This window comes from Streptomyces sp. OfavH-34-F, assembly GCF_022347745.1.
Lineage (GTDB): Bacteria > Actinomycetota > Actinomycetes > Streptomycetales > Streptomycetaceae > Streptomyces.
The window spans coordinates 1-12,344 of the sequence record NZ_JAKRGC010000187.1 but is presented as its reverse complement, the minus strand read 5'-3'; the positions used below and the strand labels follow the sequence as shown (position 1 = coordinate 12,344).

At 69.7% G+C, this 12,344-nt stretch carries 9 protein-coding genes and 4 pseudogenes; 8 read left to right on the top strand and 5 right to left on the bottom strand.

Features of this window, described 5'->3' with window-relative positions; translation table 11 throughout:
- The 6 genes and pseudogenes from MHW47_RS23465 to MHW47_RS23440 all read left to right on the top strand — a co-directional run.
- A pseudogene (locus MHW47_RS23465) lies at nt 1-1,106 on the top strand (transcriptional regulator); the annotation flags it as partial.
- A gap of 20 nt (nt 1,107-1,126) precedes the next feature.
- Nucleotides 1,127-1,699: a transcriptional regulator gene (locus tag MHW47_RS23460; RefSeq protein WP_239225757.1), complete on the top strand. Its 573-nt coding sequence runs from the start codon at nt 1,127-1,129 to the stop codon at nt 1,697-1,699.
- 260 nt (nt 1,700-1,959) lie between these two features.
- Nucleotides 1,960-2,421 carry a peptidoglycan-binding protein gene (locus MHW47_RS23455; protein WP_239225756.1) on the top strand — a complete coding sequence of 154 codons (462 nt, stop codon included), beginning with the start codon at nt 1,960-1,962 and terminating at the stop codon, nt 2,419-2,421.
- Between the two features lie 108 nt (nt 2,422-2,529).
- Nucleotides 2,530-6,591: a GDSL-type esterase/lipase family protein gene (locus MHW47_RS23450; RefSeq protein ID WP_239225755.1), complete on the top strand. Its 4,062-nt coding sequence runs from the start codon at nt 2,530-2,532 to the stop codon at nt 6,589-6,591.
- Between the two features lie 115 nt (nt 6,592-6,706).
- Nucleotides 6,707-7,081 carry an SMI1/KNR4 family protein gene (locus MHW47_RS23445; RefSeq protein ID WP_239225754.1) on the top strand — a complete coding sequence of 125 codons (375 nt, stop codon included), beginning with the start codon at nt 6,707-6,709 and terminating at the stop codon, nt 7,079-7,081.
- Between the two features lie 109 nt (nt 7,082-7,190).
- Nucleotides 7,191-7,406 carry a hypothetical protein gene (locus MHW47_RS23440; protein WP_239225753.1) on the top strand — a complete coding sequence of 72 codons (216 nt, stop codon included), beginning with the start codon at nt 7,191-7,193 and terminating at the stop codon, nt 7,404-7,406.
- Nucleotides 7,407-7,468: 62 nt separating this feature from the next.
- Here the strand turns inward: MHW47_RS23440 and MHW47_RS23435 are convergent, their stop codons facing one another.
- Nucleotides 7,469-8,836, bottom strand: coding sequence for a PQQ-binding-like beta-propeller repeat protein (locus tag MHW47_RS23435; RefSeq protein ID WP_239225752.1), 1,368 nt, complete (start codon nt 8,834-8,836; stop codon nt 7,469-7,471).
- A 128-nt stretch (nt 8,837-8,964) separates the two neighbouring features.
- On the opposite strand from MHW47_RS23435, the pseudogene MHW47_RS23430 reads away from it, so the two are divergent.
- A pseudogene (locus tag MHW47_RS23430) lies at nt 8,965-9,330 on the top strand (DinB family protein); the annotation flags it as partial.
- A gap of 132 nt (nt 9,331-9,462) precedes the next feature.
- Here MHW47_RS23430 and MHW47_RS23425 read toward each other — a convergent pair.
- Entirely contained in the window at nt 9,463-9,630 is a 168-nt protein-coding gene (locus MHW47_RS23425) for a hypothetical protein (RefSeq protein WP_239225751.1), read from the bottom strand.
- Nucleotides 9,631-10,318: 688 nt separating this feature from the next.
- Between MHW47_RS23425 and MHW47_RS23420 the strand changes: the two are divergent.
- Nucleotides 10,319-10,618, top strand: a pseudogene (locus tag MHW47_RS23420) (transposase); the annotation flags it as partial.
- Between the two features lie 36 nt (nt 10,619-10,654).
- On the opposite strand, the gene MHW47_RS23415 reads toward MHW47_RS23420, so the two are convergent.
- The 3 genes and pseudogenes from MHW47_RS23415 to MHW47_RS23405 form a co-directional block, all read right to left on the bottom strand.
- Nucleotides 10,655-11,119 carry a hypothetical protein gene (locus MHW47_RS23415; protein ID WP_374230134.1) on the bottom strand — a complete coding sequence of 155 codons (465 nt, stop codon included), beginning with the start codon at nt 11,117-11,119 and terminating at the stop codon, nt 10,655-10,657.
- 187 nt (nt 11,120-11,306) lie between these two features.
- Nucleotides 11,307-11,783, bottom strand: a complete 477-nt coding sequence (locus MHW47_RS23410) for a GNAT family N-acetyltransferase (protein ID WP_239225749.1) — start codon at nt 11,781-11,783, stop codon at nt 11,307-11,309.
- Nucleotides 11,784-11,860: 77 nt separating this feature from the next.
- A pseudogene (locus MHW47_RS23405) lies at nt 11,861-11,977 on the bottom strand (IS5/IS1182 family transposase); the annotation flags it as partial.
- Nucleotides 11,978-12,344: the final 367 nt, after the last annotated feature.

Genomic DNA, 12,344 nt, shown 5'->3' with positions numbered 1-12,344 from the left:
CGGCACCGGGGACCTGTGCGACCCCCGCCGCGGACCGGCCGGAGCGCGCCGCGACCGAGCCGGCCGGACCGGCCGGTCCGGCAAGGGCTCAGCCCACCGCCCGCCGTACGCGCCCCGCGCCCGACACCGGCCCGCCCGACCAGATCACCGCAGCCGTGACCGAAGCCCTCACCCGGCACGAAGGCGACATGGAGGCGGCAACGGCCGCCCTGGTCAAACGGGCGATCCCGGACGCCATGGCCCTGCTGGACGCCACCCGCAAGGGCGGACGCTACGACGTCATCGCCCACCCCTGGATTCCGGACATCCTGCGCAAGCAGACCGCCCGGGGCGCCGACCAGGTCTGGGAGGCCCGGCCCAAGTGGGCCAGGCCCGGACTGCCGCCCGGCTGCCACGAGGTCACCGCCCTCGACATCAACGGCGCCTACCTGTCGGCGCTCAAGACCCACCTCCCCATCGGCCAGCTGGAACACTCCAGCGGCAACACGCACGACCGCCGCCGCGCCGGCGTCCACCTCGTCACCCCGCCCGCATGGGACCACGACGCCCACCTGCCCAACCCGATCGGCAACCGCGACGAACCGGGCCCCCTCTGGATCACCGAACCCACCCTGCGCCTCCTGCTGCGCCTGTCCGGCCCGAAGTACGGCCTGTGCGACCCGCCCGAGATCCACGAGTCGTACACCTCCGGGGCGACGGAGAACCTGCTGGAGAAGTTCCGGGTCGCGCTCAAGGACGCCCGCGACACCGCGATCGCCGAGGGGGACGAGGTGACGCTGGAGTACGTGAAGGCGATGTACTCCAAGTTCGTCTCCACGATGGGGGAGTCGAACTACAACCGGGAGCTGTACCGCCCGGACTGGATGCACCTCATCCGCTCCCAGGCGTTCGCCAACCTCTGGATGAAGGCATACAAGGCATACGACGAGGGCCTCACACCGGTCCGGGTGATGGGCACCGACGAACTGCACGTCATCGGCGACTGGCGGCGCGTCTTCCCCGAAGGCCGGGGCGTCTACGAAGTGAAGGTCAAGGACGTCTACTCCGTCGGCACCGACCCCGCCGACCCGGCCGCCGCCGGACAAGACGACGACACCGATGACTGACAAGGTGGGAGGGAGGCCACGTGCCTGAGCGCACACACGAGTTCGGCAAGTACGGAGCCACGGGAATCAAGGGCCACGAGGCCCTGGCCCACCGGCTCGACGCCCTCGCCGACTTCATCACCACCCCCGTCACAACCCGGCGCGGCCTCATGGCCCGCCTGCGCTACCTCACCCGCACCCCGCACGCCCGCGCCGCCGCCCGGGACGCGGGCCTGACCGTCACCGACCGCACCCTGAAGGCATGGCTGGCGGGCACCCGCAACCCGACGAAGCGCAACCTCGCCCGCATCGAAACCGCCTACCGGACCGTCCGCCGCCGCAACGTCGCCCGCTACCTCCTGGCACGCCTCAACCGCGCCGGACGCGGCACCCGCGTCGAGATCCACCCCCTCAACCAGTCCGGCGTGACCCCGCCCCGCCAACGCGTCGTGGAGTTCCGCACCCTCAACATCCGCCACTGGGAAGCCCTCGTCGACGCCTGGTCCACCGGCGACGACCGCGCCCTCGACGACGCCTGGACCGACCAGATCACCGACCTGGGCTCGCAGTGGGGCCAGTACGAATACGTCACCAACATCGGCTTCGCCGCCTGACCGGCCGCCCGGGCAGGGAAGGGGGCGGTCGCCGACGACGCGCGAGGCGGCGACACGGGTGCAGGGGTTCATCGACGCTGCTCTCGGCTTCGCGTACTCGATTCCCTCCCCGGCCCGCAGGTGCAACTGCCCGCCGGCCGAGGGCAGATGAAGTCGCACGATCAGCACAGCATCCCGCACGCCCGCCAAAGTGACGGCTCCTCGACGGTCCTAGGGTCCTGCAGCGACAGACCCATCCACCGGACCGAACGGGGACGTACATGCTCATCTCGACACGCCGGGCTCTCAGGAACGCCGCCACGGTCGTCACCGCGACGGCCGCCCTGTTCACCGGCGCGGCGATCGTCGCCCCCGGGGCTTCCGCCCTGCCCGGCGACCCCTACACCTGCGACACATGGAGCGCCGTCTTCTCGGCCTCGCACTCGGCGACCATGCGCATCAGCGCGCAGATCCCCTACAGCAACGGGATCTACAGCGCGCAGTGCACGCTGGTGAAGAACGACCGGGGCGGCGGAGTCAGGGCACTCCAGAAGAGCCTGAAGCACTGCTACAAGCAGAACATCGCCATCGACGGCAGCTTCGGGCCGGCGACCTTCACCGCGCTGAAGAACGCCCAGAAGTCGCACGGACTCTCCGCCGACGGGGCCTACGGCTACTACACCAGCCGCACCCTCAAGTTCCCCTACTTCACCCCCACCGGCGCCTTCTACAACTGCCACTGATTCGTCCGAGCGAGTCCGACGGCACCCTCCGCGGACGCACAGGACGACGACCGAAGCGGGGGAGTGCCGGACGGCGCCCCCGCTCCCGCATACGTGAGGACAGGACAGTTGAGACGCAGCAAGCTCAGACGCCTGCGCGCCGCGGCGGCCTCGGCGGCCGCGGTCGCGGTGGCGGTCGGCATCGGCCTGCCGCAGGCATCGGCGGACAGCCCGCGCCCGCGGGCCGCCGAAGGCTGGTCGGCCGAGACAGAGGCCGCACTGAGGGACGACGACGCGCCCCCGGACGCACAACCCGGGTTCAAGCCCTCGGCGGTGGCGGAGGACCGCCGGGCCGCTGTACTCGGCAAGGACTTCGCCGGCTCCGAGGACCGGGCGTTCACCACCACCGGCGACGCCACCGGCTTCCACGTCATGGTGGCCGAGGAGAAGAAGGGATACGGGTGGCGGACCGCCGCCACCCTGTCCGAGGCCGGCTTCGAGACGGACTCCTGGATCGGCAACGCCTGCGTGACCGAGTCCGGCCGCTACGCCGCCGTGGCTTACGCGCCCCGCACGTTCACGAACAAGCCCGAACTGATGAGCCGGGGCGCCTTCACCGCGATCGTCGACCTCGACACCGGGAACGTCCGCAAGCTCCCCTTCCAGGCCACCCTCGGCTACTTCTCGCCGGGCTGCGGCAACGGCGAGGACGCGGTCTTCTCCCAGTTCACCGACGAGCTGTCCTCGGACGCCTCCCGGACGCGGCTCGTCACCGTCGCCGCGCCGAACGGGACGACGACCACGGCCCGCCTGGACGGCCAGATCACCTCGGCGGTACCGGCCGGCGGCCACATCGTCGCCGCCCAGGGCCACCGGATCGTACGGATCGACGGCGAGAAGGTACGGGTCGTGGCCCGCACCCACGGCGTGCCGTTCCGGCTGAGCCCCGACGCGGACGGCGGGGTCACCTTCATCGACCGGCTGCCCGGCGGGACGAAGTCCGCCCCACGGGCCGGCGCCGAGCCCGAAGCCGCCGTCTCCCGCGTCACCCCCGCACAGCTCCGCTCCCCGAGGACGGCGAACACCGCCCAGCGGCTGGCAAAGGGCAAGCTGACCGCCTTCGACCTGGCCAGGGCGGCGGACGGCACCGTCTTCGTCACGGGCACCGCCCGCACGGAGCAGGGACGGAAGCTCCCCGGTCCGGTGCGCAACCCGGGCGGCCTCGCCAAGGACGCGCGCATCTCCAGCCACGGCCGCGCCGCGCTCACCACGGCCTGGGCCGACGGCAAGGACTCGCGGATATCCCCGGGAGACGCTCTGACCGCCCGGCCCGCCAGGGTCACCCTGAAGGCGCTGGACACCGGTGCGAGCGTGACACTCGACGCCATGCCGCACGAGCGCCTCGGCAGTGCGAAGGCGCAGGACACCTCACTCGCGGCCAGCCCCGCCCTGCCCCGGCCGGCCAAGGCCCGGACCGGCGCGGAGACGTCCCGAGCGGCCGCCGAATCGCCCGTCGACGCCGACCGCACCTGCTCCGTGCCGCGCGGTGACGTGAAGCTCCAGGCGTACCAGCCCACCCCCAGGCAGGTCGAGTGGGCGGCGGACCAGGCGGTGGTGGGCAAGCTCAACACCCATGTGTCCCGCCCTGCCGACTGGAAGAACACGGGCATGGCGGCGTACAAGCCGCAGAGCCTCTTCCCCCTCCGATCCCTCCTGGGCGGCAGCGGCGAGGACTGGCACATTCCCGCGCAGGTGATGCTCGGCATCACGGCACAGGAATCCAACATGTGGCAGGCCACGCGCTACGCGATCCCCGGAGTGACGGCGAACCCGCTGATCGGCAACTACTACGGGATCGACTACTCGCCCTCGGGCGAGCAGCAGGACCCGTGGGCCATCGACTGGGCGAACGCGGACTGCGGATACGGCGTCACCCAGGTCACGGACGGCATGCGGCAGCCCGGCATGGAGAAGAAGACCCTGACCTGGGCCCAGCAGCAGGCCGCGGCGCTCGACTACACCGCGAACATCGCCGCCGGCGCCGACATCCTGGCGGACAAGTGGAATCAGACCCGGCGCGACGGGCTCGTCATCAACGACGGCGACGCCGCCCACATCGAGAACTGGTTCTACGCCCTCTGGGCCTACAACAGCGGCTACTACCCGCAGGCCGAAGCGTCCTCGAAGTCCGGCAAGTGGGGCGTGGGGTGGACCAACAACCCGGCCAACCCCCTCTGGAAGGAGAACCGCACCCCGTTCCTGGAGACCCTCGGCCACCAGGACGACTACAGCCACGCCTCCCACCCCCAGGACTGGCCCTACCAGGAGAAGGTCATCGGCTGGGCGGCCCGGCCCCTCTCCGCACAGTTCGGCCCCGGTGACTTCCAGCCGGGCTACCGTGCGGCCTGGTGGACCGACGCGGCCTACAGGACCACGGCCAAACCGCCCATCGACCTCTTCTGCGACAGCAGCAACACCTGCGACCCCGCCCTGATCTCCGAGGACGCCACGAACGACACGGGCGGCGGACCGTGCCTGCTGCCGGGCGAATCCTCCCATGCGCTGTACCTGAAGTGCTGGTACCACCAGCCGGCCGAATGGAAGGACTGCGGAGCGAAGGCGCAGTGCGGCTTCGCACTGCACCGGTTCAACGCGACCTATCCGGAGCAGCCGGACGCCAACAACTACCCGCCCAGCTGCACACCGGAGCTGCCCGGAGGCACCCTGATCGTCGACGACGTGCCCAACGGCACCACCCCCGCCGGATCGGCGGGGCGGACCTGCCACGCGTCCGGCTCCTCCGGAACCTTCCGCCTGAGCTTCGCCACACCCTCGGGCAAGGTCGACCTGCACCAGATCGGCGCGGGCTACGGGAACCACTTCTGGTTCTCCCACACCTACCTGAACACCACCGCCACCGCACAGCGCCTGGCGACGACCGGCACGTGGACGCTCGACTCCACCCGGCGCGGCTGGATGCGGGTGTGGGTCCATCTCCCCGACCACGGCGCGCACACCCGCCAGGCACGGTACGTCGTCGGCGGAACGGACTCCACGAGCCCCGCACGGGTGAAGCCCCAGCGCGTGATGCGGAACAAGTGGGTCTCGCTCGGCTCCTTCAACTTCACCGGAACGCCCACCGTCTCGCTGTCGAACCTGACCCGCCAGAGCGGCCTGAAGTCCGACGTCGCGCTCGACGGAGACGGCACCGAGGACGTGGCCTGGGACGCGGTGGGCTTCGAGCCGCTCGGAGCCCCGCCGGCCACGCAGATGGTCGCCATGGGCGACTCGTACTCGTCCGGGGAAGCCGTCACCGAGGGCGCCGGCGACGACTACTACCCCGAGACCGACTACGACAGTACGAACCGCCCCAAGACCCGCAACGCCTGCCACCGTTCGACGAAGGCGTGGTCCCGGCAGGCCACGCTCCCCGGGCGGACGACGTCCGTCGGTGAACTGGCGGACGCGAAGAACCCGTCCCTCGACTACCAGTTCGTCGCATGCTCAGGGGCCCGGCACTACAACATCATCGGACACGGCCAGAGCGGCGAACTCGGCCAGATGGAGCAGGGCTACCTCGACCAGCACACCACCCTGGTCACGCTGTCCATCGGCGGGAACGACATGAGATTCGCCGACGTCGTCGCGCACTGCATCCTCGGCCCCAAGTGCTACGACACATCGCTCCAGTCCGTGGACCCCGACACGGGGGAGGACATCGCCGACGAGAGCACCGAGGAACTGGGAGTCTGGGCGAAGAAGTGGGTGAAGGACACCGTCCGGCCCCGTCTCGTCAGCACCCTGAAACAGATCCACCAGCGCGCACCGAACGCCCGGATCGTACTCATGGGCTACCCGCGCCTCATCGACGGCAACGGCAACTGCGTGCCCGGCCTGGAGGCCGCCGAGACGTTGTGGCTGAACAACATGGCGGACCAGCTGGCGAACGAGATGGCCACGGCCGTCGCCGAGGCCAACACCCTGCACGCCGCGAACGCCGTCTTCTCCGACCCACGCGACGAGTTCGCGGGCAAGGCCGCGTGCGGCAACCCGGAGTCCATCAACGCCGTGGTGCTGACCGGCCACTCCAAGGCCGACAGCTTCCCGAACTCCGGAAAGTCCTTCCACCCCAAGATCGCGGGAGCCCGGCTCTACGCGGACAGCCTGGAAAGCACGCTGAACGCGGGCTGACCACCAGCACGAGGAGAGCCCCGCCGGCCCCCAGCGGCCCGCCGGGGCTCTCCCCCGTACCGCCCCACCGACGCGCACCGGTCACGGCATCCGACGGGGGGCTATTTTGCCGGGTATGCAGACGGTGAACTGGGACGGTGTCCGGAAGCGGACCGTCGCTCTCTACACACGGCAGGGCGCGAGAGGCGGTAGGGATGCCGTTCTCCCGCCGACGTTGAGTGAGGCTCAGGTGCGCCGGGCCGAGGAACAGTTCGGCGTGGTGTTCCCCGACGACTATCGCCAGTACCTGCTGCGCGTCAGTGCCGGCGGCCGGGTGCGCACGCTTCAAGCCGATCAGCGTGGCTGGCACTGGGACGGCGACCAGCCCGCGGACCTCCATGTCCCGTTCCCGGACCACGACACCGCTCTGGCGATGAGCGAAGACATCTGGCTGACGGAACCCCGGGAGGGGGGACTACGCCTCTGCTGCGGCCTACCAAGTCGTTCATGACGCGTGGCAGGAAGCGGCGGACGCCGCCGAGGACGCGCGGACGTCCGGGACCGTCCCTCTCTGCGATCACGGCTGCGGCTTCTCCACCCTCCTCGTGGTCAGCGGGCCCATGCGCGGCACCATGTGGTTCGACGGACGCGCGACCTGCGATCGCCTCAACCCGCTCCTGAACGATGACGGACAGCCCGCCACCTTCGGCGAGTGGTACCTGGACTGGCTCACCCGCGAGGAAACGCTGACAACTCCGGAGCTGCGCCGTGCGGCAAACGACCGCTGGTCCGCCGGGACGGACGCGCCCATCTGGCGCCGCTGGTTCGATTTGTGATCCGCCAGTGCCACGAGGTGATGGCCAGGGCGTATCCGACGATTCCCGCCGGGCCCGGCCCGTCAGTCGCGCGTGTACGCCGAGAAGGGGCGCACTCCCGAGCCCCAGCGCACGGCGACGACCAAGTCCTCGTACACGCGCACGCCCGCCAGTTCGCCCTTGTGCCGGTCCACGTCGACGTCGGTGTCGATGCTCTCCTTCTCCTCCCCGGTGGCGGCGTCGAGCACCACCAGATCCTCGTGCCCGCCCTGCCGGGAGCCGCGGTCGGCGAGGGCGGTCACCCGGCCGCCGGTCACGTCGAGGGCACGCAGGCCGCCCGCGACGGCCACGTTCTCCAGCCAGACCTGGCTGCCGCTCGCCAGGTCGAAGGCGACCACCCGGTCCCGGGATGACTTGCGCTCTCTGATTTCGGCGCCGGCGTAGAGCCGCCCGTCCGCGACGGTCACGAGGGCCGGCGCATGCGCCTGGATAGTTCCGTATCCACCGGTGGTCTCGATTCGGCCGGCCGCCTTCCCGTCCTCGCCGAAGAGGAGGAAGGCGCCCTGCCCGCCCTCCGTCGTCCCGCCGTTCTGCACGACCGGCGGCTCGGCCGACAGCAGGGTCACCTGCCCGTCCGGTGCGGGCGTCGTCCGCCCGCCGAGGGAAGCGGTCCACCGCAGCCCGCCGCCGGCCGGGTCGAACGCGGCCAGCCTCAGTTCGGTGCGGCCACAGGCGAGTACGGCGACGACCTGCCGCTCCCCGGCGGCGACCTGCTCGGGCACACAGTCCTCGGGGACGGCGGCCGTCCAGCGCGGGGCGCCGGTCCGCAGGTCGAAGGCGCGCAGCGCCTTCGTTCCGGAGACGGCGGGCCGGGAGTCGGGGGGCCACAGGTCGTCGTCGAGGGTCCACAGGTCGTCGGCGTCCCGCAGGACGGCGACCCCGCCACCGACGGCGACCATGTTCGTGAACGTCTCGGTCAGGTTTCCCCCGGGGGTGCGGGGCGTGTGCCACCGCTCGCGGCCGCTCGTGAGGTCGAGCGCGGCGACCGTCGAGCAGCCCGCTTTCATCACGTTCCCCCGGGCGATGAGGAGTACGGAGCCGGCCGTGCGGCGGCTGACGGCGCAGATGTGCTCCTGGCTGGGCGGGGCGTACTCCCAGCGGACCGTGCCCGTCCTCGCGTCGAAGGCGCCGATCGCGTCGTACCGGCTGCGGACGAGCGTCTCGCCGACCAGCCAGGCCCCGTTGCCGTAGTCCCTGGCGCCGTTGTCGACCGGGGCCTCCCAGACGAGGCGCAGCGAACTCCCCAGGGCGGAGCAGCCCGTGACAAGTCCGAGGGCGCACAGCGCGGTGACGGCTGTGAGCAGGGGGCGGAGCCCGCGTCCCGCTGCCCGGCGGCCCGATGGCCGCCGCCCCCGCCCGCGTCCCGTGTCGTCGGTCGTGCCCGCTGCCATGCGGATCCCCACCCCTGGCTCGAACGGTCGAATCCTCGTCAGGCTAGAGCACACCTGATCAGCGCCCAGCGGGCACCGGCCCGCTAAGCCATGTCCGATGGGGAGAGTGACGCTCTCGCTGGGAACTCGGAAGCTGGATCCCGGACTGGGCGGCAGAGGAGCCCGACCCGGTGCTCAGCTGGCATATCGGCTGGTGGTGGGATGCTGCGGTTGAGCACGCGGGAGGCCGCGCTCCACGCCCTCGGAGCGAGGTGACGTGGAGCGGTGCACCTCACTCCGTCATCCAGTGGTTGCGGGAGCTTCGGTCGGCGTGGCTGGTCGTGCTGGAAGGCCTCACCGATGCCGATCTTGATGCGCCGGCCCGTTTCCCATGGCAGGGCGATCCGGCGCGCACTGTGGCTGACACAGCGGCCTGGGTGAATGCAGAGCTGATGAAGAACGCGGCAGAGATCGGCCAGCTGCGGCTGTTGCGTGCTGCCCGGTCCCAGGACTAGAGGTGCGGCCTGTCAGTTCACTGACAGGTTGGTGGTTGCGCAGCCTCTAGGCCTTCTTTGACCAGCTGGCGTGGCTCTCCAGGTTCGCCCCGCAGTCGACTGCCGTCACCACGTCATGCCACGTCACCTCGATCAGTGCCGGGGAGTGGAGACCGCAGGACGTACGCACTGGAGCTGCCTTTCATGGACGTCTCCCAGGACGTCCTCAACTTGGATTTTCACGTCCAGGACCGCGAGCCGCTCCAGCGCTCTCGGGCCGAGGGCCAGGAGTTCCATGCCGTCTCTGCTGGTATTGGTCATCGGTATGGCTGCTCCCCTGCCCAGATGCAGGAGAAAGAAGTCCTCGTCCTTCTCGAGACCCAATGACGTCAGGGAGGCGAGAGCTGCGTGCCACGGCATCCAACCCGGTGCGATGACGGCAGACGCAGGGCACCGTGCGGAGGCCCGGACCTGGTACTCGACGGAATGGACGGTGCACCTGCCACCTCCCGCGTTGATGAGGAGCACGGTGCGCCGAGAGTCTTCGAGCTGGCCGCTGTTCGCGGTGCGGGCGGACCAGCTCAAGACCGGGCGCATCGTCTGCGAGAGCTGGGAACGCGTCAGAACGATACCCGTGAGCAAAGCGACCACAGCCGCACACGTCGAGGCATCGAGCACGGTGAACCGCCACGGCCAGGCACCTCGAACATCGGCATCCAGATTCGACTTGATGATCTCCCATACCAAATCGGCCAGTGCGAACCCAAGCAGGGCACGTGGCCACCGCAAGGTCCTGCCACTGGTCGCGACACGGCGCTGCTCCCACCGAGACTCCCCCACATGCCCTCCCGCGCCCGCGCTCCCCAAGCCACCATGCAGGGTGCGACGCAGGGACGCAACGCCGCGTCCAGACCCCAGGGCCCAGTCGGAGAGTTCGCGCAGCCAGGGTCCGTCGTCGAGCCCTGGCCCTGCCCAAGCCCAAAGCGATTGCCCGAGTTCTCCGGTGAGGATCCGTTCCCGTCGCGGACCGCGCCGGAGGCGGCCGGTGAAGCTGCATGCGGACAAGGGCTACGACTTCGGCCATCTGCGGTGGTGGCTCCGTTCACGCGGCATACGCCACCGCATCGCGGGTAAGGGGGTCGTGTCCTCCGCCCGGCTCGGCTGCCATCGTTGGGTCGTTGAACGAACCGTGTCCTGGCTGGCCGGTTGCCGACGTCTGCACCGCCGCTACGAACGCAAGCCCGAGCATTTCCTTGCTTTCGCTGGCATAGCGGCCCTGCGCATCTGCTTCCGGCGGCTGACGTTCTGAGCGGGGGTATTCGGTCAGGGCGGTGATCCTGAACCGTCAGAGCCCTGACGGGCTGCCGGAAAGCCAGAGGGCGTGCCTGTCGCGGGTCCGATCCCGTTCCTCAGGCGTGGTGAGGAAGACGTCGGCGCCACCGTCGTAGGGGTAGTGAATGCGCCGCATCTGAGTGTCGGTGACGAAGACTCCCGCCACCTTGTCGTCGGCGATGTCGCGGAGCAGTTCGTCGAGGCAGCCGTGTCGCCAGGGTCGGCGGGCGGCAAGGAGATGGCAGTAGGTGCGGAACTCCGGGTCAGGGTCGTCCTCCACCAGCAGGGTCTGCCAGTAGCCGGCATCAGACTGGAACGGTGGAACCTCGGCTTCGGTCGTCCAGACCCGTGTGATCACGTACACATCGCCACCGGCAAACAACTCGTCGAGGATGGTGTTGTACCGCTCCAGGACAACGGCGTACTCGGTCTCGTCCTCTGGGTATCGCTTCGACTTCGGCAGGCTGTGGAAGCGCACCCAGACATCCCGGTAGGGGCCGCGGAGCTTGTACGCAACCGGCGGGCAGTCGGGCCAACGCCGCTGCCACAGGTCCGTCAAGACCGTCCCTATGCCTCCGAACACCTGCCTCACTTGTCCTCTCGGGCATGAGCTCCTGTCGCGACGACCATGATGTCCGGCACCTACACACCAAGAGAAACGACTTCTAGAGCGCGAGTTTGAACCCTTGGTGGGTGCGTGCGAAGCCTAGTGTGGTGTAGAAGTGGTGTGCGGCCTCGCGTTGTTTGTTGCTGGTCAGCTGTACCAGTGCGCAGCCCCGTGCGCGTGCTCTTGTGATCGCGTGTGTCATCAAGGTCCGGCCGAGTCCATCGCCTCGCCGGTCCGCGCGGATCCGTACCGCTTCGACGAGGGCGCGCTCGGCGCCGCCTTTGCCGAGTCCTGGGATGTAAGTCGCTTGCAGGCAGCCCACCACCGTGCCGCTGCCGTCCACCAGAACCAGCATTTCGTTGCGTGGGTCCGTGTCGATCGCTACGAAGGCCCGTTCATGAGCCTCCGTCACCACAATGGTCTTCGGGTCTACCACCTGGTTCTCGTCGGCGAGGAGGCCCAGCACCGCAGGCAGGTCGGCTCGGGTCGCGGGACGCAAGGTATGCGCAGGTGAAGGCTCAGTGACAACAGACATGTCACAGACCCTAACCGGCCCCTCATGAGCGGGCTTCAGTTCCCCTCTCGTGATCACGAGTCCGGACAGGGCCTGCTGGCGTCGACGATCACCCGGTGTCGTTGAGTAGCGGTAGTTCTTGGAAGGCCCCGCCATTGTGTGGTCGCGGGTGGGAACCATAGTGCCTCCATGCTCAGGACAGCGTCCTTACGAAACAGCCCTTGGGCAAAGGGAGGCGATTGTGTGTCAGGTGAGGCAGGGTCAGGTGTGGTTGTGTGCTGTTTTCTGGTGGGGGCCGAGCTTGCTGTGACAGTGTCCGTATGAACGGAGCGTGATGGTGAAGCGAGGTCTTCGGTGGGCCCGGTACGCCCTCCACGGTCGGCGGTCCCAGCAACCCTGGCCCGTAGCCAGCCCCGGGAATTCGCGGAGCGAATTTCCGCAGGCCGAATTGCGGAGCAATTCGAGCCGTGGCCAACGGAGTTGGCCACACCGGCGACGGAGTCGCCGGGCCGGCAGCGCGGAGCGCTGCGGTTCGTCCGCCGCGTAGCGGCGGCGCGTCGTGTCTGCGGAGCAGACCGCGCG

Coding starts and splice junctions, on each gene's coding strand:
- MHW47_RS23410 (WP_239225749.1), bottom strand. CDS start 11,783: ATGTCTGTTGTCACTGAGCCTTCACCTGCGCATACCTTGCGTCCCGCG.
- MHW47_RS23455 (WP_239225756.1), top strand. CDS start 1,960: ATGCTCATCTCGACACGCCGGGCTCTCAGGAACGCCGCCACGGTCGTC.
- MHW47_RS23445 (WP_239225754.1), top strand. CDS start 6,707: ATGCAGACGGTGAACTGGGACGGTGTCCGGAAGCGGACCGTCGCTCTC.
- MHW47_RS23425 (WP_239225751.1), bottom strand. CDS start 9,630: ATGACCAATACCAGCAGAGACGGCATGGAACTCCTGGCCCTCGGCCCG.
- MHW47_RS23435 (WP_239225752.1), bottom strand. CDS start 8,836: ATGGCAGCGGGCACGACCGACGACACGGGACGCGGGCGGGGGCGGCGG.
- MHW47_RS23440 (WP_239225753.1), top strand. CDS start 7,191: ATGCGCGGCACCATGTGGTTCGACGGACGCGCGACCTGCGATCGCCTC.